A 23,038-nucleotide genomic window follows, 5' to 3' on the forward strand; every position below is an offset into this window, starting at 1 on the left:
AGGTATTACTTAGGAAACTGGCTCTTGTCCAAACCAGGTACAATTTTGAGGGCGTTTTTATAATACACTTTCTTCAATACTTCATCTGATAGCCCCAAACCATACATTCTCCAGTAAGCATGGTATTTTTTGTGGTAAGGGAAGTATTCATCTTCTGATTCCAGGACACGGAAGTAAGTCTGATATTCGTCAGGAACCCATGAGTCTTTACCAAATAAGATACGATCCTGACGTTTTTCGAAGAATTTCTTGGCTGTGCGAGGCTGACGACCCAACTCTGCAATTACGGCTCCGATTTCGGCATACATATTCGGAAAAGCATCCATCAGGCTATCCAGTTTTGCCAGATTGTTAGGGTACCAACCCATATGGGCATTAATGAAGATAGTCTTAGGATTTTTTCTGAAAACATTGTGTTGTTGCTCAATCAATTGCTCCCAGGTAAATTCTTTACCACCTGAGGCATCGCGTTTACGACCCGGGTGCGTTTTTAACTCTAACCAACGTTCGTTTTGGGCATTCAACGGATCCCAGAAAGAAGAAGGGTCGGCTGTATGAATCAATACCGGAATGCCTAATTCACCTGCTTTTTTCCAGATAGGGTCAATGCGAGGATCATCCACAGGTACTACTTTACCATTGTCTTTTACACTAAATCCTAAGCTTTTATAGATTTTCAAGCCTTTGGCACCGCGTAGTTTTACATCGTCTTCCAATGTTTTTACCGCTTTGGCTGTCCAACCCGGCTCGTTGATATTATTGAAATCGATATTAGTGAAGATAGCGAAGCGGGTCGGATAATAGTTTTTTACGCTTTCAATCTGTTTTACCAGACCTGCTGTACTTCTGGCTTCATCCTGATTAAATCCACGTCCACTTAAATTGACCATAAGACCCATGTTCATTTTATCCATTTCTGCAACAAGCTTATTCAGATCTTCCTTACCATTCATTTCCCATTGATGGTTATGAATATCGATAAAAGGGAATTTAGCGCGGGTAATTGCTTTGCCGGGAACGACGAGTGTAGATTTTGGTTCGTATTCCTCAAAGGTAATGACTCCGGCGTTGTCTCCGATTTTCACTTGTTGAGCATATAATTGACTAACAGTCAGTAAGGCAGTAGCGGCCAATGCAAACTTTTTCATTAATTATCTTAGGGAGTTTTATAAATGATTTATGCAATATAATCAAAAAGACAAAATTCCGATAGAAGAATGGCATCTTTCAAGACCATAGCACTTAAATTGATGATAAAGTTCAATAAAAACTTTTTAATCTACTAATTTTATAGACTATTTAATTAAATGATGAACTTGTTTAACTTTTTAATTTAACTACAATAAAAGGTTACTACCATATTGGTAACCTTTTCTGGACTGGTAACCTTTTTCTGCTTCTTTTTCATAGTTTCTACTTTTACAGACTCCTCGTTCAAAAAGGTTCCCACCATATTGGTAACCTTTTCAGGTGCTGTTTTAGTGGTTATTACTTTGATGAAGTCCACTTTAAAAAAGGTATTCACCATATTGACTGCCTTTTCTAATGCCGATTGAGTGACTGGTATGTAGTCAGTTATGCTTCTGCCAACTGCATTTATCATATTCTTTCTTCGGAGACGCCCAGTCTCAGCCATAAATTTATTATTATGTGGATTCTAATTTGATAAATTTCCGTCTTTACATCAGATTTTCAAAGGGTTTCGAGAGTTTTGCATAGAATCATACTGTTAAGGAGAAGAATCTAGTGGCCGCTGCGGTAACAGAAGCAATAAGTTTAAATCAGTCTGGTAATAAACCTTATACTATTAGCTACTCATTTTTTGTTATCTGTTTTATAAAATATACATTAATTGACGCACAGAATATATTTTGTATTAACATTAATCTTATTTTTATAGACTTATTTAATAGTGCTTCATGTTGAAATTATGAAAAAGAAAAAACTTATTATCTGGTCTTTGCTAGTATTACTCATTTTATCAATAACATCTATTTTTATCTGCGATGGCATCATTAAAGACAATGCTCAAGGAAAACTCTATTCAAATGTCAATGATATTCCGTTTAGAAAGGTAGGGTTGTTATTGGGTACGAGCAGAAATAGTAAACTGGGAGGTTTTAATCCTTATTATTTCAATAGAATCAACGCAGCGGCTGATTTGTTAAAAGCAGGTAAAATAAAATATCTGGTTATCAGTGGTGATAATAGCAAGAAAGACTATAATGAGCCCGAAATGATGCGAGAGGACTTATTAAGGACAGGAGTCGATTCCACCCGCCTTTATCTGGATTATGCCGGATTCAGAACCTTTGATTCGATGGTCCGTCTCAAAGAAATTTTCGGCCAGGATTCTGTCACTGTCGTCTCGCAATTATTCCATAATGAACGGGCACTCTATCTTGCCTCGAAAGAAAATATTGCGGCTATAGGCTTTAATGCCAAAGACAGACCAGGCGGTGAGGGTTTCTATCTGAGAGAAAAGCTCGCCAGAGTTAAAGTATTTGTTGATTATCTGATTGCTACCGAACCTAAATTTTTAGGGGATAAGGTGGTGATACCGGATTGAATCCCGTAGGGATGATATATTGGCGGCCGCCGTTGCGGTAGATAAATTTAATTCGATTAAAATTTAAGTCCCGTAGGGACGATATATTGAATCGATATATCGTCCCTACGGGACTTTTCTTGAGATTGCGATAGGCATTTCTACCAATATATCATCCCTACGGGATTTAATTATCATTTACTCCTTTAACCAGTTAGCTTTTATAAATCAAAGCAATCGCATGCGCCTCCAGCCCTTCTTTTCTGCCTACAAAACCCATTTCTTCGGTAGTGGTAGCTTTGATAGATATGCAGTTTTCGGGTAATTTGGTTACTTCGGCTATGGCCTTAATCATTTCTGGGATGTATTTGCCGATTTTAGGTTCCTGCAAACAAACAGTTGAATCAATATTGCCAATTTTATAGCCTTCTTTTTCGAGCATTTCTGATACGATTTTTAACAAGATTTTGCTGTCAATCCCTTTCCATTGAGGGTCTGTGTTTTTGAAATGTTTACCAATATCTCCCATAGCGGCAGCGCCCAGTAGAGCATCGCACATGGCATGTAATAGTACGTCGGCATCTGAATGGCCTACTGAGCCTACTGTATGAGGAATCTTTACACCGCCTAGCCATAAATCATAACCCTCACCTAACTGGTGTACATCATACCCTTGTCCGACTCTGATATTCATACGTATAGTCTTATTATTTTACCTGTTTTAAAATCGGGGTAAAACTAAGTAAATTTCATGAGATTCCTAGTTTGCGGAGAACTCTAAAAACAATTCAGTTGCGAGGATAAAAGCACGGGCTAGGCTTTTACGTATATAGGTATCGTAAGCGAAATTTTGTAAGAAGCAGTTTGTAGATATTGCTTGTGTGGATATTCAACTCAGAATGCACTGCGAAAAAGGTTTCGTCCTTAGAAACACAAATCAGAGTGCTTTTCCCCAGAAAATCTGCCAATGAATTTTAGTAATTTCCCAGGTAGAAAAAGGTCTGCCGGTATCTTCCCATTTTACTTTATCAAAAACTTTTTCGGCATTTTTAGCTTGTCCGTCTTGTAGATAAGCTACAACCAACATCCATTTAGCTTCGTTCTGATAGTTTTTACTAACATTTTCGTCAGCTTTCAGGCGTTCTAAAATCTTAATAGCTTCAGCAGGATTTTCTCCTGACTCCACCAGACGAGTGGCTTTTTCATAATCGTTGGCACGTGTTTGCGTCTCGGCACTTAAAGAAACGCCATCTCCACGATAATTAAATTCCTTAGGAGAGAACGTGATAGATGTTGAAAGGAGGAAAAGTACAATAGCCGCAGCTGCACCGAATGAGCCTAATACGTAGGTTAAACCTTTTTTAGGTTTATGTATATATTCACGAGCGTTAGCAACATTGGCACGAACTTTGGCACGTAACATGGCTTCACGCAAGCGGGTAAGATCTTCTATTTGTTGTTGTAGATTCAGATCATTTTTAATTTGTTTTTCAAATTCCAGCTTAGTTTTTTCAGGCATTATTCCCGTCACATAGTCTTCAATCTGATTTTGCAGAATATCGTCCATAGTGTTAAAAAATATTTATTGATGATTAGAGGTGATCATTTCCATTATTCGTTTCAGGCACTTGCTCTTCGCATTTCTCACGGTCTGGTCATTTTCAAAAGTACCATTTGCTATCAGTTTCTGTGAGATTTCCTGCATTGATAAGCCATCCACGAGGCGCATATCTAAAATTTGCCGGCAATTCTTGCCCAATTTACTAACAAGATTTATATAATGCTCCCAATTTTCTTTTTCTATCAGCATATCGCTAACATCATCTTCCAGCTTATCCCACTCAGCCATATACCGATTCTGACGCTCCTCTCTGGAAGCCTCTTGCGAAATATATCTAAACCATAAATTTTTACAAATACTTTTCAGGTAAGTTTCTAAAGTAGCATCTTTGAGAGTAAAGGTACCCTTTTTTACGTTCACAACAAAAGCCTCAATGGCTTCCCAAATAATATCCTCCGGTTGTTTTGCATAATCCCTCCCCGTGCTTCTATGGATAATGAACCTTTCCAAAGAAACATGAAATTTCTTATACAACGCTATTAACGCCTCATGTTCTTTACGTCCACCTGCCAGAATCCCCTCTACAATCGCTTCATCTGACGGGTGTTTAGATAAACCAAGGATCATATTCTAGTTATTAATATCAATAGCCCCCTGTTATGTAACCTTATACAGGATTTTTTTTTAGAAGGACTCTTTTCAGTAAGGAAATCACTCAGAGGTAATTGAAAACTATTGTTTTTAATGGATTGGGTGTGAATAGCTTATTAAGCAAAAACTATGCAAAACAACCCACTATTATCGGTAACAAAAAAAAAATAAAAAAAATAAAAAATCGAGGTTACAAAGTTACGTCGGCTGATATTAATGTTCAAAGTTTGTTGCTAACTAAATCTACACAAAGCCTATTTTTATTTCACTGAAAAGGGCGTTGATGTCCGGATGAAAAAAAAATATAAGCTTTGTGGTTACAAATTACTACTTAGAAGATATTAATACACACAATTTAACTCTATAGCCATAAAACAAAACCCCTCACCCAAAATTTTACTAGGGTTAGGGTTAATTAGCTCAAGATTCCCCCTCATTTTTGAATAAAAAATAGGGGGATATTGACTTTGTTCAAAGTTATATGTAAAAAAATTGGCAACAAAGTTTTTCTTACAACAAAAATTGGAGATATTTGTTAGCTTACGTAAATTTTTGCCAAAGTCTATACTATATTTAATCAATGAAGTTGTAATGAAAAATATTTACTCTACTTTATTCTTACTATTTACACTTATAACCGGCGCTTTTGCGCAATCAACGACAATTACTGCTGGCCAAACTGCAAACGTTCAATTACCTGTACTTAAAAACGAAGATATCACTGCAATCCAGTCTCCGAAAGCAGGTATGATGGTGTTTGACCAGACGTTTAGTGTTGTCAGAGTTTATAACGGCTCTACCTGGACTTGTATCGGCTGTAGCGAGCAAGTATATTCTAGTGTGCAACTGGCAAGTGTCGAATCTTTCACACTTGGCAACACAAAAGTTGGTACCAACACCGTTTATACTGCTAATGGTTTAGGAACATTCAAGATTAGTGATAACGGAATTGGTAATGTGAAACCAGTTTTAAGTAACGGGAACGGTAATGCACAACCCAACGGATTTCTGATGGATAATCAGGATGTTATCGTATTCGAAAGCACGCTTCCGTGGCAATTGCAGATTCTTCCGCAATTTGATTTGTTAAATATTATTAATAAATGTCAGTGGGTTAATCCTTATACGTATACACAGCCCGTTGATGTAATTACGAGTGCAGATTCTGTTAATCTTATTTATACGGTAAGAGAAGCAGGGAGTTTTGAGCGTAGAGAAAGTAATATTTTTGGTATGAAAGCTTATCGTTTCAGAAACAAAGTATTCACAGAAAAATACGCACCCTTTAAAAGCTTTTTTGATAAGTTGATTACAGCTAATACATCGGTCGATTTGTATGCGGCCATGAATGTTAGTCCACAGGCTTATAATATTATCAGTACGTCTCCTTGGTTTGCTGTGAATGATGGTATTCTTACATTTCCCAGATCAGCTACGAAGCCACAGAGTAATTACGGGCTTATCTATTTCATAGCTAAGTCTAATAATCTGCCTAGCTTCCGCATGCGAATATTCACACATCGTCCAAGTAGAACAAGCATTGACCAGTATTTTGATGCTAATGGCAACATTCGCAACCGCTCTAGCTATCTGGAGAATTACTATTATAATACCATGAATACTGATATGCCTGCCGCGTTGAATTTCTCAACAACGTCCCCTAAGTTAAGATTAGCGGGTGATCCTCCATCTAAAAAAGAAGTACCACCACCAACTGCAGGTACTGAAGATTTATAGGGAAGGATTGAAAGGTATTTAGTCATAAAGCTAATGTTTTAATATGAGAAAAAGTCTTCTTATATCTCTTTTTGCTATACTTGTTTTGAACGCAATGGCGCAGTCGAATGACATCACATTGCAGATAAATGCCATGAGAGATGAAGCTTACCGGAAGCTGAGTAACCATCAGATTACCACTGAACAAGCATTAAAAAGTTATAAGAATTTTCAGAAAAAACTTCTTGAAAAGAAGGATTATGATAATTACTATAATCTGTTCATGTTAGCAGCTGTAGATTTGTATATTCCGAACGACGATTATGAAAACGCAGCAAAAGTAATTTCAGAGGGCCTTGATGCGTTAAAATATGTGAGTGGCGAGAAAAAAGACTTAATGTTCTTTGAGTTAAATGCAGAGATTTCGGAATATTACCGACGGATACCAAGTAAACTGAATCTGGCAGAAAAACACTTCAAAAAAGGCTACGATTTTTTCTTACAACATAAAGACCTTCAGAAAAAACTACCTGCTTTTGTTATTACTTTTCTAAGCAACTATGGCCGCTTGATAGATGACCTGGGCGATACCGAGCAAAGCTTCTATTATTTTCAGCAAGCCAGACAAATAGCCAAACAAGAGAAAATTACACTGAACCAATATGCGGTTTTGAGTAATATGGCCAAGTATTACCGTGAAAAGAAACAATACGAAAATGCGTTAAGTTTTCTGAAAGAGGCGTTGCCATTATCTGCCGACGATGATAAAATAGCTATTGTTCATTTGTCGATAGGTCGTTGTTATAATCAGATGAAACAACCTGCCGATGCTTTGAAAGCATTTGCAGAGGCAGAAAAATTCTATAGAAAGGCAGAAGAGTCTCAACCAAGACTCTGGATAAATATTCAGACCAACAGAGCCGAATCATATTTGCAGCTGGGAGATTTGGCTAAAGCCGAAGGTACTTATAAGAATGCACTGAAAGATTTTGCAAGTAGTTTCCATCATTTGCAGGGTATCCAGGTCGCTAAGATAGAGAATGGTTTAAGTGAGATTTACGAGAAAAAGGGTAATTTTAAAGAAGCACTGATACATAGCCAAAAAGCGATGATAGCAGCTGATACTTCCTATACTCAACTCAGCGTAAAATCTAATCCTACTTTTGAGGCCGTAAATGCTCCACAGGAATTATTCATTGCCCTGAACCAAAAAGCCGACTTACTCTCAAGTTCTGACCCTGCTTTATCGGCTGATACCTATATTACGGCTATTAAGTTTGCTACACATCTGCGCAAGACTTTTGATATGCCAGAGTCGAAACTGTTTTATAGCGAAAAGGTATATCCTGTCTACGAAAAAGCCTTATCGAAGATATTTGAACAATGGAAAGCCAAACAGTCGCAAGAGTGGGCAGAGAAATTTTTCTATACTTTAGAGGCCAGCAAATCGGCTACTTTGTGGGATGCTGTGAAAGAACAAAAGATACGTCCGAAAGTGTTAGATGAAGATTTGTTAATTCAGGAAGCGTCTTTACGCCAGAAGATTGTTAAGCTTCAAATCAGACTATTAGAAGCAGGCAACGAAAAAACGCTTTCTGATTTATCTGATGCTAAAATACAGTTAGGCCATCTGACCAAAAAAATCGAGCAGGAGTCAAAGAATTATTATAAACTAAAATATGATAATTACCTGATTTCACTGAAAGAAACACAACAAAAAATTGATAAAAGTTCGGCCTTTATTAGCTATTTTCTGGGTGAGAATGTATTGTATTACCTAGTGGTAGACAAAGAGTCGTATAATATTGTTAAGAAAGAGGATGCTTCTGCCATACACAATCTGGCGCTTAGCCTTTACGCCAAAATTAATACTCCTCCAAATATTGATGCTTACAAAGGACATGATCTGGCCAAGAAAACCTACGATGTTTTATTAGCACCAGTTGAGGGAATGTTGAAAAAATCTAAGAAACTGATTATTGCTCGTCATGATATTTTAGGCTTTTTGCCATTCGAGATATTAGAGAAAAAAGGCAAATCAGACTATCTTTTGTTTGATTATACGATTTCTTATGCCAATTCGGCCTCCTTACAGTTTGATTACAACATTACCAAGCCACAGAGCGATATTATTGCCTATGCGCCATTCAGCAATGGTAAGCAATCGGGTATATTCAGAGATAAGGGTTTTAAGACCTTGCCTGCCTCTATCAATGAAATGGGAGAAATTAACGGTCAGATTTTTCAGGATAATAAAGCTACCAAACTGAATTTTCAGGAAACCTACCGGAACAAAGGAATCATTCATTTTGCCACACACGCACAGGTAAACGATGCCGAACCTTTGAAGTCGTTTATCGCCTTATATCCTGAGGGAAAAGATTTTAAATTATATACGCCAGAACTCTATAACCTTTCGTTAGAAAATACCCAACTGGTAGTACTAAGTGCCTGTGAAACAGGTAAAGGACAAATCAGAAAAGGAGAGGGGATTATCAGTCTGGCAAGGGCCTTTCAGTTTGCGGGTTGCCCGTCAGTAATCACAACTTTATGGAATGCCCACGACGAAAGTATTGCCAAATTATCAGAGAAATTCTACTACTATCTGAAAAAAGGCCACCCTACCGATGAAGCCATCCGCTTATCAAAAATAGATTTGATTCAAACCGAATCAGATCATCCGTTCTATTGGTCGAACTTTGTATTGATTGGTAAATCTTCGGTAATTCCGATTGCCTCCAATAATTTTATTTATCTGTGGTTAGGACTATTTGCAGCAGTTATGGTCGGCATGTATCTGTTCAGAGCCAGAATCGCTGCTTTTTTTTCTAATCTTTCAAGATAAAATTACTTCTTACATTTTGGAACCCCATCGAAACCTTACATTTGTGATTGGTGTTATACCAGAATATGCTTAATCGTGCGTTAAGGATAGACTAAAGAACAAATCACAACCTGATGATTAGCTACGAGCATTTTACTTTGAAAAACGGCCTGGGGGTATATGTGCATGAAGACCATACTACCCCGATGGCAGCCGTGAATATATTATATAATGTAGGGTCAAGAGACGAAGACGAGAAGAAAACGGGTTTTGCCCATCTTTTTGAGCACCTGATGTTTGGTGGTTCAAAAAATATTCCGAGCTACGATGAACCTCTTCAAAAAGTTGGCGGAGAAAACAATGCCTTTACCTCGCCGGATATTACCAATTATTATATTACGCTTCCGTCTAAAAATATCGAGACGGCTTTCTGGCTGGAATCAGACCGGATGATGAGTCTTTCATTTGATGATAAGGTCTTGGAAGTGCAACGCAAAGTAGTGATTGAAGAGTTTAAACAACGCTATCTGAATCAGCCTTATGGTGATGTGTGGTTGAAACTTCGCCCATTAGTATATGAGAAACACCCGTATCGTTGGGCGACTATCGGTAAGGAAATCAGCCATATTGAAGAAGCTACAATGGATGATGTGAAAGGGTTTTTCTTCAAATATTATCTGCCTAATAATGCCATATTGGTAGTAGCAGGTGATGTTACGGTGGCACAGGTAAAATATTTGTGCGAGAAATGGTTTGAGCCGATTCCGGCGGGTGAGAAGTATATCAGAAATCTGCCGCAAGAGACTTTACAGACCGAAGCTAAATTTCTGGAAACTTCGGCAAAAGTACCTTTAAATGGTATTTACAAGGCTTACCATATGCCGGGCCGCTTTGACCCAGAATTTTATAATGCCGATTTGCTAAGTGATCTGTTAGGTAGAGGGAAATCGTCAAGATTGTATACCAAACTCGTGAAAGAAAAGCAGTTGTTCAATAATATTTCGGCTTATATCACTGCTTCACTTGACCCCGGGTTATTGATGGTTCAGGGCAATCTGAACGAGGGTGTGGCTTTAGAGGAGGCTGATGCGGCTATTGGAGAAATACTCAGCGAATTGATTGATAATAAAGTAGAAGAGTCAGAGTTACAAAAGGTAAAGAACCAGAGTGAATCCACTTTGGCCTTTGCAGAGGTTGAACTATTGAACAGAGCCATGAATCTGGCCTTTGCAGCTAATGCAGGCAATGCAGACTGGTGTAATCAGGATGCAGAGAAAATAGCTGCTGTAACACCTGAATCATTACAGGTAATGGCGAAACATATATTAAGAAAAGAGAATAGCTCAACAATGTATTATCGGGCAAACTAGGGTCTGCGTGGCACGCCTATACTCGGACTCAAAAGGGCGTGTCACGCTTATTTCCTGGGAGGTCTCGGATAATTAGAGAGTGTAAAAACAAATTAGTTTGAAAGACTATATTGCCTGATTGATAATTCACAAAGCGCCTAAGCGTGCCACCCGCGGCGGCGGCCGGGCCTTTCTCGGACGAGTATAGCCGTGCCACGCTGGTCAATGAAAACAAAATAGCCACGCTTTATTATAAAAGCGTGGCTATTCATATGTATTCTAAGAGTATCAGACTGCGAAACTTTCTCCACAACCACAAGTACGGGTTGCATTAGGATTTTTAAACTGGAATCCTTTTCCGTTCAAGCCATCTGAGAAGTCTAATTCAGTACCAATCAGATATAAAAGGCTTTTCTTGTCTACAAAAACTTTGATTCCGTTGTCTTCAAAAATATGGTCGTTTGGACGCGTCTCAAAATCAAATTTCAAATCATACATCAAGCCCGAACAACCACCGCCTTCAACTGCTACGCGCACGCCATGCTCACCTGTTAAGCCATCCTTTTCTCTTAATTCAATGATTTTATTCTTTGCTATTTCTGTTACTGTTACCATGACCTTAATTATAATTATTTGTATGCTGATATGAAAACGTCGTTCCAAGCCGAAAAGTTTCGCAAATAGTCAATTATGTAAATGGGTTGAATAGTTTTGCAGTTTTTTGAAGTAATTGAGCGGCCCGCCGCTGCGGTGAATTAGTGATTTAGTGAATGAGTGATTAGATTCAATTTTTTTTTCAACCATCGCTTTTAATTGTGCTTAGTGTATTTGTTTAGCTATATTTAGTATAAGGTATTTTACCGTTAATCACTCATTCACTAAATCACTAATTCACCGCAGCGGCGGGCCGCTCAATTCTTTCTAAAACGGACTTTCCAATCCTACCACTCTCTCAAACCAGAACTCACTAAAATTGCTTCTCGGATTCCGGCAAAGATATACTTGTGTGCCATATTCCCGAGCCAAAGGGTCAGATATTTCTCCGACTAATTGTATATCAGTAAAGAGTTTTTTAATGTCTTCTCCTAGTTCATCATTGACATATATGAAAGTATCGGTTGTAGCTGGTATTTTTCTTGGTGCCCAGTAATAGTAATTATCTGAGAAACTGACTGGTTCGGGTAAACCGTACTTTTTGCCTAAGATATTGATAGCTGAGGCTTGTCCGTAATTTTCGCAGTAGAGTAATACATTGTTTTTATCTGATACTTGCTGGTAGGCAGTATCAGTGATTTTAGCTAATTCTTCCCAGCCTATCATATCGGCATAGTCTTGTGGGAGAGAATGAATCTTGCCGTCTTCGTGTCTTAACATACCATCCATGCCATATTTTTCAGAGAAATCTTTGAAATGAATAGCTAATTTTTCGGGCTTATAGATGGGTACACCTATGGGAAGTAAGAAGAGGGATAAGCCCATTAATACATCGACTAAAACAAATCTGAAAAACCATTGTTCCACAAAATCTTCCCACCAAACGGACCCTGCTGCTAAAGCTAACGGAAAAATGCCTGCGGTATAATAACCTTTACCTTTGGCTACAAAGAGAATACCTATCACAAGTAATATGGTTATCCCTAAGACCCGATACTTACTCATTTTTTGACTAAATAATAGCGCTAGTAATCCGGCGGTAGTGAGTAGCATAAAAATGCCGGGCATCAATAATTGTTCTTTCAGAAAATTAATTCTGTTTAAGTGTGTCAACTGATGTTTATTAAGCGCGCCTAAATGCCTGACACTTGAAAGACCGTGATTGAGTTGCCAGATGATGTTCGGTAAAGCGATTATTATACAAAGCAAAATAGCAAACCAGAATGATTTTTGGGTAAGGACTTTTCTCTCTGAACTTAACAGAAATGCAATAAACAAAGAGCCTAATTGCAATACCACCAGATGCTTATTGAGTATGGCAAACCCTGCCGCGATACCCAGATAAAGCAGGTAATTATTCTGACGGGTATTCAGATAGCGGATGGCAAAATAGAATATAAGCGTCCAGAAGAAAATATCAAAGCATACGGGTTGATACAAATAAAACGGACGTACAAAGATAGGCGCTATGAAGATGCCCAAGGCTGTGAGCAATTGCGCAAACCAGTTGCCGCCCAGTTCTTCGGTAATTTTAGCTGTCAGCCAAATCATGATTCCTCCTAAAATTGCTGGTAAAATTTTGATGGCAAAAGCTGAAAAGCCGATGGTTTTCATCAATAGAAACGCCAGTATTCCAATCATGGGTGGGACTGAGGCATAACCACTGTCCGGATGAGTACCCAGTGAAAAATAAAGGAGCTCGTCGCGGTGAGGTTCGAGCATGTTATAAAAGTATAAATGAAAAGCTATTTTAAGCAGGGCCAGGAAGAGTATCAGCCATTTAAGGTGCTTAGCTTGCATAGGAGGTTTTTTGGTCTTAGCTGTGAAAATACAATATTATACATTGGGAAGGAAATGTCTACTCGATTTTATGATAAATGGTTTTTCCAGGCCTTAAATGAAGGCTTTTGAGCCATCGGGGAAAATCGTCCATCTCATTGCGGGAATCATCCATTTTAAGGCAATGAAGGCTGCTATACCTTTGTATCATCAAAACAGCATTACAATTTAAATCACAAAAGAGATGAAAACTTTCGTAGTTCCAACCAGAGAAGAAGTAACACCTGCCAATCAGGAAATTTTTGATAACCTTAAAAAATCATTGGGTTTTGTTCCTAATTTATACGCGACGATGGCTTATTCGAATAATGGTCTTGCCAGATTCTTAGCCTACTCAAATGCCAGAACCTCACTAAATAATAAAGAAAAAGAAGCCGTTAACTTAATAGTGAGTCAGTTAAATGGCTGTATTTACTGTCTGAGCGCCCATACCGCGATAGGTAAAATGAATGGATTTACAGACGAGCAGATATTAGATTTCAGAAGAGGAAAAAGTGAAAATCCGAAATTGAATGCATTAGTGCAATTGGCGGGAGATATTATCAAAAACAAAGGAAGAGCGTCGGAAGAAGTGATAAATGCTTTTTACGCACAAGGATATACTAACGAAAACCTGATAGATGTAATCTTGTTAATATCTGATAAAACAGCTATGAACTATATTCATAATCTGACACAGGTTCCGGTAGATTTTCCTGTTGCCCCAGCTTTATCAGAAGAACCAGTTATTATGCCGGATGAATGTGGAGATACCCTTTGGGATGCAGTGTTGGCACAACATAATAATTAAACAGAAAAGACCATGAGTTACTACGGGGAAATTGCTTTTGGCGAAGCTGCCAAAGCCTTGCAGGAAGAAGCAGGAAGCAGACCAATCTATGTGAGAATAGAAAGGATGGCTTAAGCACCTATGAAGCATCGTTCATTGCGCAGAGGGATAGCTTTTATATGGCCAGTATTACCGAAAGCGGTTTTCCTTATATTCAGCACCGGGGAGGGCCAAAAGGTTTTCTGAAAGTGTTAGATGCTAAACGAATAGGATTTATTGATTTCGCAGGAAACAAACAATATGTTTCGGTGGGTAATTTTGAAACTAATCGGAATGTTTCTCTATTTTTGATGGATTATGTGCACAAAATCAGATTAAAGATTTTTGCCAGGGTAGAGGTGGTGGAATTAGAGGAAGATAGTGAATTATATAAAAAACTGGACATAAAAGATTATAAATTCAGACCAGAGAGAATGATGGTTTTTCATGTAGAGTCTTTTGACTGGAATTGTCCGCAACACATTACACCCAGATATACAGTCGAAGAAATTGAACTAATGATGAAACCGCAACGAGAGTATATTGCGCAATTAGAAGCCGAAATAGAACGACTTAAAGCAACTACAAATACCTAATATGCTTAATCAGGATACTTTTACACTGGTTGACCCACTCAACGGGAATCTCGCTTTTAAACTTTTTTCTTTTACGGGAAACAGCCATTTTGACCATGTACAACGCCTGAATTATTTCTCGGTCATCTGGATACAACAAGGAAGTGGCAAAGCAAAAGTTGATTTTTCGGAGTATGAATTTGAGAAAGACGATATGTTTTTCTTTACGCCTTATCAACCATTTATGATACAAGGAATTAAAGAATTAGAAGGAATAGTGTTAGATTTTCACCCGAATTTCTTTTGTATTCATAGACACCATCAGGAAATAGCGTGTAACGGTGTGTTGTTTAATAATATTTACAATCCGCCTTTTGTAAAGGTAGATGAAATAGCCAGACAGACCTTTGAAGTGGTATTGACCCAGATGAAGCTGGAATTGCAGGCGCCTGCTTTGGCTCAGTACGAACAATTAGTCGCCTACCTGAAAATTTTCCTGATAACGGCATCCAGATTAAAAGTGGCTCAACAACCACAAGCCCAACAAGACTATGCTGATAAGAAAGAGCCTTTTATCTTGCAGAATCTGAAAGACTTTATCGAAATCCATTTTAAAACAAAACATTCAGCCAGCGACTATGCTGATATGCTTAATATCTCACCCAAGACATTAGCTAAAATCGCTAAAACGCATTTCAATAAAACGGTAACTGATTTAATTTCGGAGAGAATTGTCATTGAGGCGAAGCGGGAGTTATATCTCACCAATAAATCAGTAAAAGAAATTGCACACGACCTGGGGTATGACGATGAATATTATTTCAGCAGGTTTTTTAAGAATAATGCCGATGTCTCGCCACAGATGTATCGGGAGACCGTGGGTTTTGCCAGGGGGTAGGTATAGATATTTGGTATTAAGTGATTGGATAAAAAACAAAGGCCACTCTTATCAGAAGAGCGGCCTTTAGCTTATTTCATATCAATAAGGCAAAATAAAACAATTGATAACAATTTACCACGGAGCAACACAGAGCGACCGACGCCCAGGTTAGCATTGAGTTTCACAGAGTAAATTTGTCGAATTGGCGATGGCCATTAACTTACAATAATTCTAATCACTCAATCGCTCATTCACTAAATCACTAAATAATCACTTTATATACCTGAAATCCTGTCCGGCTTCTAGTTTTAGCAAAATTTCGTAATACAAATCAATACAAGACTGAATGTCTTCTTTGTGGCACGTTTCTACTGTGGTGTGCATATACTTCTGCGGTAATGAGATTAATGCAGATGCTACACCCTCTGCCGAATAAGCAAAAGAATCGGTATCTGTGCCCGTTGAGCGGCTTGCGGCTGCTCTTTGGAAAGGGATAGATTTTTCTGCCGCCACCTCAATCATAAAGTTGAGCAGGTTGTTTTGCACCGCCGGACCGTAGGTCAATACAGGGCCTCTACCACAGGCTATATCTCCATCCAGTTTTTTATTATACATCGGCGATTGTGTATCGTGAGTCACATCACAACAGATAGCCACATCCGGTTTCAATCTTCTTGAAATCATTTCGGCCCCACGTAGTCCTATTTCTTCCTGCACCGAGTTTACCACATACAATGTATAAGGCAATTGGATATTGTTTTCTTTCAGTTTACGCGCCACTTCTGCAATGATATATCCACCGATGCGGTTGTCTAGCGCACGTCCTACATAGAATTTATTATTCAATTCCATCAGGGTATCTTCAAAAGTAATCACACAGCCTACATGGATTCCCATTTCTTCTACCTCAGCTTTTTTCGCTGCACCCACATCAATGAAGATATTTTTAAGTGTTGGTCTTTCTTCTGTAGCAGATTCACGCACGTGAATGGCGGGCCAGCCAAAAATACCTTTAACAATACCTTTACGTGTGTGGATATTGACTCTTTTGGATGGTGCAATCTGATGGTCAGAACCACCGTTACGGCGCACATAAATATACCCATCTTCTGTAATATAGTTCACAAACCACGAAATCTCGTCAGAGTGACCCTCAATTACCACTTTATAAGGTTGGCCGGGATTAATAACCCCAACGGCTGTTCCATAAACATCAATCAGTTGCGTGTCTATGTATGGCTTTATGTAATCGAGCCATATTTGTTGTCCTGATGCTTCAAAACCAGTAGGAGAAGCATTGTTTAAATACTTGTAAAGAAATTCAATATTTGGTTCTGCCATAATTCTCTTACCCTTTGGTGAAAAATTTGTGCAAAGGTAGAGAAATTATGGAATAATTGAGTGATTTAGTGATTGAGTGATTGAGTGAATAATTTATTAATAAATTTTGAAATCTAGACCTGATTTCTCCACGTATTTCATGTCCTTTAGTATGATGCTCTAATTTTAATCACTCATTCACTAAATCACACAATCACTCAATTCTTCTTATAAAACTCCTGTAAAGCCCGACTAAAGGTTATCATCGCCACATCCATATGGTCTAAATCGGTGTAGATAGCTTGATGCACATTCAGGTTTGAGACATGAGCATTAGTAATATCAGTACTTAGTTTTTTAAGCGGATTGATATTCCAGGTTGGGTCTTCTAATCCTCCGGCAGTCAGATAAATATTTAATGAGTCTGGTGTTTTTTTGCTTTGGAGTTTGGCAGTTAGTTGATTGAGGTAATAATTATTGTACCACAAAGATGGGCTTGCTGAGGCAATATTTTTGAAAGTTGTCTGATTGCTTTCAATCTGATTTAATAGGGCATAGAGGCTAAAATAACCACCAAATGAATGTCCCATGAGTGAGCGATTGCTTGTCTCAGTTCTGAATTCTTTGTCAATATATGGAATCAGTTGATTCACTATAAAACTATTAAAGTTTTTACCACCACCTACAGCTTTCATTTCGTCGGAAGGTATAGAGGCAGGGTAAAGATAATCACGTTCACGTAGAGAATCCATAGCCGCAAAAGATTTATAGCCTATCCCAACTAAAATTACAGGAGGCAAAAGTCCTGCTATTTCGTGTTGTTTTACCGTTTCTGCCAACATTGGAAAATAAAAATTGGCATCTACGATATAGACTGTCGGGTACTTTAGGTCTGGTTTTTCATAATACTTTTTAGGTAATTGAACAGATAGATAAAATGAATCTTTGATAGCTTCTGAATAGAGATTGATTTTTTTATCAAGGGTTTGAATCGGCTCAGTGCTCTTAGTACTTGACATTGTGCAAGAATAGGCAAAAAGGACGCTTAGGACTAGGAAAAATTGCTTTTTCATATGATTGTTGGGTGAAATATATTAACTGGTTATTCTTAAATATACTAATATGGATTACAATAGTAGATACTCATCAAAGACCTATAGCTACGCGTAAACCAACGGGTGATTGTTTGCTGAAAAGGTTGATTTCCGGTTGAATTCTGAGAAAAGGTGTAGCCTGATACCAGCCAAATAATTTGATTGACTTTTCGGCATAGCCGGCAAATATGCCCGCTTTTAAATCTATATCATTGCTCTTTTCTTTCTTCTTAAAAAATGTCATCCCGACAAAGGGCATATATTTAGTGCTGAATTGAAAAGTATTGTCAGCTTTGCGTTCATGTGGGAAATAGGCTTGCGCGCCAATTACAAATCCTCTTTTTAAATACCTGCCTGATACCAGACTTATGCCTAAACTAGCCGAGGGAATAATCTTATCCTGATAAGTACCTACGCCAATATCACCATGAAATTCGAGGAAGTCTAATAGGGCTGCTCCGACTGTTTGAGACTTGATTTTCTGATTTACCACATCGTTTTCAACTTTTACCATTTTCCAGGGATAGGTACTTTTTCTTTCGTTTTTCAATCGTTCTACTGCTTCAATTATAGTTTGATTGATGTTGAGTTCGAGAATATCGCTGATATCGTCCAGACTATTCAACACAAACGTAAATTGCTGGTGCGGATAAGTTTTGAAAACGTGGTTATGGGATTTTAGTAATTCTGATTGTGCTACATTCTGATAATTAACCAAAACCAATGTGTCTTGTAGCAATTGCACTAATTGAACCTCGCGATCTTTAGTAATTTGTAAAACTTCTTTTTGCGGATGATAGATAATATCAATCAGGGGATTACCATTAACGTAGCGATTTCTGCCAAAGTAGGTAATTTTCTTAGTGGCATCTTTTTTAAAGCTGCCTTTTACCAATTGGTAATCTTGCCAGAAGTTTCTCAGTAATGAATCTGCATTGATTGTTAAATCGTATGATGAACCTTGAAAGTCTATCAAAAGTCTGTTTTTATTGCCGAAATCAATCGTTATTTTATTGCTGTTTTTAGTTACTTCTTCAACTAAAAATACATCTGAACGTTTACCGAAAGTATTGAGTAGGATAGGGGGACGAATACTTTCCAGTACATTCATGGTATCGTATTTGGCTCGGGTCTGGCATATAGTTCCCCCGGCAATGCCCGTCAGGAGCATTGATAAAACAATGATGGTTCGTAACATTATATTATGTTTTAGATATATGAGTTAATTCTGACTCCTTGCGGCAAATCTGATTTTGAATTTTGGTTGTGGTATAGGTGGTTTCTCAGAGGTCGAAATCTCGTTGACATGAATAGTCTTGAACTGTGGTTTGGCTTCTGCCACTATAAGCGGTTTAAAATAAATTGAATCCTGTTTAATAGCGGGAGTCTGCATGGGTGAAGTATTTACCTTTACGGCTAACTGCTCGACCTCAATCTCTAATTCTTTTTTAGGCTCAATGATTGCCTTTTTCTTTAGCTTGGGCTTTGTTGGCTTAATTTTTTGAGGAACTATCGCTAATACAGGAATTGGCTCAGATCTAAGTTCATGGATAATTAAAGGAGTTTTAGGTGTTTTCTTTGAAATAGAAACTACCCACAATACCAATCCCCCTAAACAAGCGGCCACGGCCACCCATCTCCACCAGCCTTTGCGTTGGGGTCTATCAAGATTCTTCTGTAGTGAGTTCCAGAATAACTCCTCATCGAAAGCGGAATTTTCTGATAGACTATCTTCTACATCATCGATCTTTCTACGAAAAAAGTTATCCAGTTTATGTTCCATAGTTATATCCTAATTTCGTCAGTTCTGCTTGTAATAGTAATCGGGCTTTGTACAGTTGGGTTTTAGAAGTATTTTCACTAATGCGTAATTGAGCAGCTATTTCTTTATGACTAAAGCCTTCAATTGCATAAAGGTTGAAAACCGTTCGGTAGCCATCAGTCAACTTCAAAACCAATTGATAGATTTCTTCTTCCTCAAGATGTTCATAGGCTGAAAAATCGCTTATGGGTTCATCATCGGCTATTTCTTCCATCAGCACCCAGGTTACTTTTCTTTGCCTGATAAACATCAGACACTCGTTTATCATCAGTTTTTTCAGATAAGGCTCCAGGGTGTTTTCACCGCGATACTCGATTTTGCTGACTGAGTTAAAAAATTTCAAAAAGCCATTCATTAACATTTCCTGTGCATCTGCTTCAATCTTTACATAACGGAGACATAGCCTGAACATTCGTTTCACGAAACGGTCGTAGACTCGTTTCTGTACAAACGGATTCTGTTTCTGTAGCTCCTGAATGAGTTGAAGTTCCTGCATTAATAACAATGATTGTGGCTTTCAATAGTATATATGCTAAATGTAAAGAAGAAGTTGTCTGAAGTGAGATTTTTTTTTTAGAATTTATTTGTGATTTAATCATTATTATAGTTTTGGCTATGCCTTGGTAACAGCGACTGAAGTCGCCGCCTAAGACAACAAAGGTTATTTTAGTATACAACGCCCGACTTAAGTCGGGCTTACATAAGAAATAAATCCTTTGTTTATATAGGCGGCGACTTCAGTCGCTGTCATGAAGGGTTATGCTAATACACAAAAAAGCATTGCTAAAAACTAGCAATGCTTTCCGGAATAATAAACCCTAAACTATGAAAAAAAACTACTCTTTGATTGCTTGTTAATTATCGGCTACTGACTGCCACCGATAAGATTTTAAACTCTGTTCTGCGATTAGCCTGATGCTGTGCTTCTGAACAAGCTGCGCCGTTATCGCAATTATTTAATAATTCACTCTCGCCATATCCCTTTGCTTCTATTCTTGCAATTTCTATGCCACGTGTTAATAAATAATCAACTACTGCTCTTGCCCTGTTTTCAGACAGTTTTGCGTTGAATGCATCACTCGAACGGCTATCTGTATGTGACCGGATTTCGATACGCATTTCAGGATATTTTTTTAATAAAGGCACCAGTTTCGTTTCTAATTCTTTGGCGGCGTCCGGCCGGATAAAGAATTGTCCGTAGTTGTAGTAGATATTCTCTAATCTGAAAATATCACCTTCGCCCACCAGACCTAAATTCTGTTCTAAAGATTTTGGTCCTTTTTTGGTTGGTTTTACTTTGCCAAGATTTTCGGTGTTTACTGCATATTTATCTTTAATAGCTGTTACGCTATAGTCCCCTTCTTTTTTAGGTTGAAACTCGTATTTGCCATCTACACCCGTTACTACAGTTTCTATCGAGCCATCTTTTTCGTTTTCAAGGGTAACAGTAGCACCCTCAATAGGCACCTGATTTACTTCGGCTACGATCGTTCCTTTAATGATTGGTGGCGGTGTTTTAGACTTCTGCAGATACATCGTGATAGTTGTTCTGTTTTTCAATGAAGTAGCAAACGTACCATAGGTAATACTATTCGGCTCATAGCCCTCTTTCATAGCTTTGAATTCGAAATCAGTGCCTGCCTCCAGACAAATTGAAACCTTGCCATCCGGGCCTGTTACAATCAGCTCTTTATTTAAACCATCTTTCAGTATACGTACATCAACACTTTCAATAGGTTTCTTGGTATCATTATCATAAACCAATACATTCAACTGACGGCAACCATGAATGAAAGAATATAGATTATCATCATTGTACCCACGTTTGCGGTTTGAACTGAAATAGCCTCTGCTTCGACTTGCATCGGTAATAAGCCCGAAATCGTCTTTAGATGAGTTAATAGGGGCTCCTAAGTTTTTAACTTCACTCATCGGGATACCCTCTCTCAATTCTACATGAAATATATCCAGTCCGCCTAGGCCCTCATGTCCATCAGAAGCGAAATACATATCACCATTCTCATCAATAAACGGAAACATTTCGTTGCCCTCAGTATTGATTTCTCTGCCCAGATTTACCGGTGAACTCCATTGTCCGTCGCGGTATTCTGTCACATAAATATCTGTTCCGCCAAATCCACCGGGCATATCTGATACAAAATAGAGTTTGGTATCGTCTGGCGATAACGCCGGATGTCCGCACGAATATTCGTTGCTATTAAATGGTAAGTCGACTATATTGCCCCAGCCTTTGTTGGATTCGGAGGCCATATATAATTTGAGCTTGGTAATGCCATCTGAAGCTACCCGGTTTTTGCCCTTGCTGCGGTTATTACTTGTAAAAATTATTCTCTTATAATCTTTGAAGAACGTGGCCGGCCCTTCATGGTATTTTGAATTAAGGGTCTTGCTGAATTGCTCTACTTTCGTCAAAGGTTTTTCTTCTTTCTCCTCCTCTGCTTTTTCCAGATTGCCTAAAGATGAAGTAGAAATAGCCCCTGCACCTGCTTTCTTCATCGCTATATTGTCTTTTCTTAACTGGGTTGTATCAGGAAAGACAAAGAGGTCAAGAAAAGGCGTCTGGTTTTGCATAAAAACCCGTTTGATAATACCGCCTTCCTCGCGTGCCGATACAAAAACCAATGAGTTTTTATAAAACATCGGACTAAAATCAGATTGACGGGAATTAAGCGCGTAGAGGTAATCTATTTTATAGGTTGACGAATCTTCAAAAAAACGGCTATTGTCCATATAGGCCACAGTAAACTTACGACCACGCATGTCGGCGGTTTGTTCCTGTCCGTATTTGCTGTACATTTTTTGTGATTCTTTATACTTGCCGTTGTTGGCCAATGCCTGTGCATAATAGAGGTACACTTCGCTTTCTACTTCATTGCCATAGGCACTGATTAAGTCGGCATAGGTAAGCTCGGCATTGCGTGAATCCTGAACTTTACGGTAGCAGTAAGCCAGTTTGGTTAAGGCTTCTTTTACTTCGGGCGTTCCTTTTTTGACTGAGCGTAAATAGTCTTCATAATTACGGATAGCCTCAATGTAACTGATATTCTCGAAGTTGCGGTTCGCTAATTTTAGTTTATTGTTTTGAGCAAAAGTATGTAGGACTATTAGGAAAGCAAATGCCGACAGCCCAATTCTGGTTTTAATCATGGGACTTGACTTTTATTAAACGGGTTAAATAATATAACTTTTTGGGTTACATTTTAAGCCTGTCAAAAGCCGTGCCAAAAAGGGGATGGAGGGTGGAGAATTGTTTTTTCGTAGAGACGCAATGCATTGCGTCTTCGTTGGCCTATCCTATTTAATGAATTAGATTATGTGAGAATATTTAAATGAAATTAAGATTCAAAGGATTTTATAGACCTCTGAAGACGCAATG

The 23,038-nt window shown here is 38.2% G+C and carries 20 protein-coding genes; 7 read left to right on the top strand and 13 right to left on the bottom strand.

Features of this window, described 5'->3' with window-relative positions; translation table 11 throughout:
* Positions 1-5: 5 nt before the first annotated feature.
* Entirely contained in the window at positions 6-1,148 is a 1,143-nt protein-coding gene (locus tag D0T08_RS08590) for an amidohydrolase family protein (protein ID WP_116982210.1), read from the bottom strand.
* Between the two features lie 185 nt (positions 1,149-1,333).
* On the bottom strand, positions 1,334-1,636 hold the full coding sequence (locus tag D0T08_RS08595; RefSeq protein ID WP_116982211.1) for a hypothetical protein: 303 nt from the start codon (positions 1,634-1,636) through the stop codon (positions 1,334-1,336).
* Positions 1,637-1,930: 294 nt separating this feature from the next.
* Between D0T08_RS08595 and D0T08_RS08600 the strand changes: the two genes are divergently transcribed.
* Positions 1,931-2,569, top strand: a complete 639-nt coding sequence (locus D0T08_RS08600) for a vancomycin high temperature exclusion protein (RefSeq protein WP_116982212.1) — start codon at positions 1,931-1,933, stop codon at positions 2,567-2,569.
* A gap of 193 nt (positions 2,570-2,762) precedes the next feature.
* Here the strand turns inward: D0T08_RS08600 and ispF are convergent, their stop codons facing one another.
* From ispF to D0T08_RS08615, 3 genes are all read right to left on the bottom strand, one after another.
* Positions 2,763-3,242 carry a 2-C-methyl-D-erythritol 2,4-cyclodiphosphate synthase gene (gene ispF / locus D0T08_RS08605; protein WP_116982213.1) on the bottom strand — a complete coding sequence of 160 codons (480 nt, stop codon included), beginning with the start codon at positions 3,240-3,242 and terminating at the stop codon, positions 2,763-2,765.
* Between the two features lie 243 nt (positions 3,243-3,485).
* On the bottom strand, positions 3,486-4,115 hold the full coding sequence (locus D0T08_RS08610) for a hypothetical protein (RefSeq protein WP_116982214.1): 630 nt from the start codon (positions 4,113-4,115) through the stop codon (positions 3,486-3,488).
* Positions 4,116-4,130: 15 nt separating this feature from the next.
* Entirely contained in the window at positions 4,131-4,736 is a 606-nt protein-coding gene (locus D0T08_RS08615; protein WP_116982215.1) for an RNA polymerase sigma factor, read from the bottom strand.
* Positions 4,737-5,351: 615 nt separating this feature from the next.
* Here D0T08_RS08615 and D0T08_RS08625 point away from each other — a divergent pair.
* The 3 genes from D0T08_RS08625 (at position 5,352) to D0T08_RS08635 (ending at position 10,670) form a co-directional block, all read left to right on the top strand.
* Positions 5,352-6,497 (top strand): hypothetical protein, encoded by a 1,146-nt coding sequence (locus D0T08_RS08625; protein WP_116982217.1) that lies wholly within the window; start codon positions 5,352-5,354, stop codon positions 6,495-6,497.
* 43 nt (positions 6,498-6,540) lie between these two features.
* On the top strand, positions 6,541-9,321 hold the full coding sequence (locus tag D0T08_RS08630) for a CHAT domain-containing tetratricopeptide repeat protein (protein ID WP_116982218.1): 2,781 nt from the start codon (positions 6,541-6,543) through the stop codon (positions 9,319-9,321).
* 113 nt (positions 9,322-9,434) lie between these two features.
* On the top strand, positions 9,435-10,670 hold the full coding sequence (locus tag D0T08_RS08635; protein ID WP_116982219.1) for a pitrilysin family protein: 1,236 nt from the start codon (positions 9,435-9,437) through the stop codon (positions 10,668-10,670).
* Between the two features lie 267 nt (positions 10,671-10,937).
* Here the strand turns inward: D0T08_RS08635 and D0T08_RS08640 are convergent, their stop codons facing one another.
* Positions 10,938-11,264: an iron-sulfur cluster assembly accessory protein gene (locus tag D0T08_RS08640; protein ID WP_116982220.1), complete on the bottom strand. Its 327-nt coding sequence runs from the start codon at positions 11,262-11,264 to the stop codon at positions 10,938-10,940.
* 306 nt (positions 11,265-11,570) lie between these two features.
* Complete coding sequence (locus D0T08_RS08645) at positions 11,571-13,103, bottom strand: glycosyltransferase family 39 protein (RefSeq protein WP_116982221.1); 1,533 nt, start codon at positions 13,101-13,103, stop codon at positions 11,571-11,573.
* Between the two features lie 223 nt (positions 13,104-13,326).
* On the opposite strand from D0T08_RS08645, the gene D0T08_RS08650 reads away from it, so the two are divergent.
* The 3 genes from D0T08_RS08650 (at position 13,327) to D0T08_RS08660 (ending at position 15,423) form a co-directional block, all read left to right on the top strand.
* Positions 13,327-13,932, top strand: a complete 606-nt coding sequence (locus tag D0T08_RS08650) for a carboxymuconolactone decarboxylase family protein (RefSeq protein ID WP_116982222.1) — start codon at positions 13,327-13,329, stop codon at positions 13,930-13,932.
* 158 nt (positions 13,933-14,090) lie between these two features.
* Complete coding sequence (locus tag D0T08_RS08655) at positions 14,091-14,546, top strand: pyridoxamine 5'-phosphate oxidase family protein (protein WP_229238927.1); 456 nt, start codon at positions 14,091-14,093, stop codon at positions 14,544-14,546.
* Position 14,547: 1 nt separating this feature from the next.
* Positions 14,548-15,423 carry an AraC family transcriptional regulator gene (locus D0T08_RS08660; RefSeq protein ID WP_116982223.1) on the top strand — a complete coding sequence of 292 codons (876 nt, stop codon included), beginning with the start codon at positions 14,548-14,550 and terminating at the stop codon, positions 15,421-15,423.
* Positions 15,424-15,675: 252 nt separating this feature from the next.
* On the opposite strand, the gene D0T08_RS08665 is transcribed toward D0T08_RS08660, so the two are convergent.
* The 6 genes from D0T08_RS08665 to D0T08_RS08690 form a co-directional block, all read right to left on the bottom strand.
* Complete coding sequence (locus D0T08_RS08665; RefSeq protein ID WP_116982224.1) at positions 15,676-16,746, bottom strand: M42 family metallopeptidase; 1,071 nt, start codon at positions 16,744-16,746, stop codon at positions 15,676-15,678.
* A 197-nt stretch (positions 16,747-16,943) separates the two neighbouring features.
* On the bottom strand, positions 16,944-17,744 hold the full coding sequence (locus D0T08_RS08670) for an alpha/beta hydrolase (RefSeq protein ID WP_158561221.1): 801 nt from the start codon (positions 17,742-17,744) through the stop codon (positions 16,944-16,946).
* 127 nt (positions 17,745-17,871) lie between these two features.
* Positions 17,872-19,017 (bottom strand): hypothetical protein, encoded by a 1,146-nt coding sequence (locus D0T08_RS08675; RefSeq protein WP_147322734.1) that lies wholly within the window; start codon positions 19,015-19,017, stop codon positions 17,872-17,874.
* Between the two features lie 24 nt (positions 19,018-19,041).
* Positions 19,042-19,602 (bottom strand): hypothetical protein, encoded by a 561-nt coding sequence (locus tag D0T08_RS08680; RefSeq protein WP_116982227.1) that lies wholly within the window; start codon positions 19,600-19,602, stop codon positions 19,042-19,044.
* The gene (locus D0T08_RS08685; RefSeq protein WP_116982228.1) at positions 19,592-20,137 is read right to left on the bottom strand and encodes an RNA polymerase sigma factor; all 546 of its coding nucleotides are present in this window, start codon (positions 20,135-20,137) and stop codon (positions 19,592-19,594) included. The genes D0T08_RS08680 and D0T08_RS08685 overlap by 11 nt, the downstream gene beginning before the upstream one ends.
* Before the next feature lie 362 nt (positions 20,138-20,499).
* Complete coding sequence (locus D0T08_RS08690; protein ID WP_116982229.1) at positions 20,500-22,809, bottom strand: carboxypeptidase regulatory-like domain-containing protein; 2,310 nt, start codon at positions 22,807-22,809, stop codon at positions 20,500-20,502.
* Between the last annotated feature and the right edge of the window lie 229 nt (positions 22,810-23,038).

The organism is Emticicia sp. C21, from assembly GCF_003418935.1.
Classification (GTDB): domain Bacteria; phylum Bacteroidota; class Bacteroidia; order Cytophagales; family Spirosomataceae; genus Emticicia.

Bases quoted from the DNA above. Each gene is read 5' to 3' on its own strand.
- D0T08_RS08595 (WP_116982211.1), bottom strand. From the start codon at position 1,636: ATGGCTGAGACTGGGCGTCTCCGAAGAAAGAATATGATAAATGCAGTT.
- D0T08_RS08610 (WP_116982214.1), bottom strand. From the start codon at position 4,115: ATGGACGATATTCTGCAAAATCAGATTGAAGACTATGTGACGGGAATA.
- D0T08_RS08615 (WP_116982215.1), bottom strand. From the start codon at position 4,736: ATGATCCTTGGTTTATCTAAACACCCGTCAGATGAAGCGATTGTAGAG.
- D0T08_RS08660 (WP_116982223.1), top strand. From the start codon at position 14,548: ATGCTTAATCAGGATACTTTTACACTGGTTGACCCACTCAACGGGAAT.
- D0T08_RS08680 (WP_116982227.1), bottom strand. From the start codon at position 19,602: ATGGAACATAAACTGGATAACTTTTTTCGTAGAAAGATCGATGATGTA.
- D0T08_RS08655 (WP_229238927.1), top strand. From the start codon at position 14,091: ATGGCCAGTATTACCGAAAGCGGTTTTCCTTATATTCAGCACCGGGGA.
- D0T08_RS08690 (WP_116982229.1), bottom strand. From the start codon at position 22,809: ATGATTAAAACCAGAATTGGGCTGTCGGCATTTGCTTTCCTAATAGTC.
- D0T08_RS08670 (WP_158561221.1), bottom strand. From the start codon at position 17,744: ATGTCAAGTACTAAGAGCACTGAGCCGATTCAAACCCTTGATAAAAAA.
- D0T08_RS08685 (WP_116982228.1), bottom strand. From the start codon at position 20,137: ATGCAGGAACTTCAACTCATTCAGGAGCTACAGAAACAGAATCCGTTT.
- D0T08_RS08645 (WP_116982221.1), bottom strand. From the start codon at position 13,103: ATGCAAGCTAAGCACCTTAAATGGCTGATACTCTTCCTGGCCCTGCTT.
- D0T08_RS08640 (WP_116982220.1), bottom strand. From the start codon at position 11,264: ATGGTAACAGTAACAGAAATAGCAAAGAATAAAATCATTGAATTAAGA.
- D0T08_RS08665 (WP_116982224.1), bottom strand. From the start codon at position 16,746: ATGGCAGAACCAAATATTGAATTTCTTTACAAGTATTTAAACAATGCT.
- D0T08_RS08600 (WP_116982212.1), top strand. From the start codon at position 1,931: ATGAAAAAGAAAAAACTTATTATCTGGTCTTTGCTAGTATTACTCATT.
- ispF (WP_116982213.1), bottom strand. From the start codon at position 3,242: ATGAATATCAGAGTCGGACAAGGGTATGATGTACACCAGTTAGGTGAG.
- D0T08_RS08675 (WP_147322734.1), bottom strand. From the start codon at position 19,017: ATGTTACGAACCATCATTGTTTTATCAATGCTCCTGACGGGCATTGCC.
- D0T08_RS08650 (WP_116982222.1), top strand. From the start codon at position 13,327: ATGAAAACTTTCGTAGTTCCAACCAGAGAAGAAGTAACACCTGCCAAT.
- D0T08_RS08590 (WP_116982210.1), bottom strand. From the start codon at position 1,148: ATGAAAAAGTTTGCATTGGCCGCTACTGCCTTACTGACTGTTAGTCAA.
- D0T08_RS08630 (WP_116982218.1), top strand. From the start codon at position 6,541: ATGAGAAAAAGTCTTCTTATATCTCTTTTTGCTATACTTGTTTTGAAC.
- D0T08_RS08625 (WP_116982217.1), top strand. From the start codon at position 5,352: ATGAAAAATATTTACTCTACTTTATTCTTACTATTTACACTTATAACC.
- D0T08_RS08635 (WP_116982219.1), top strand. From the start codon at position 9,435: ATGATTAGCTACGAGCATTTTACTTTGAAAAACGGCCTGGGGGTATAT.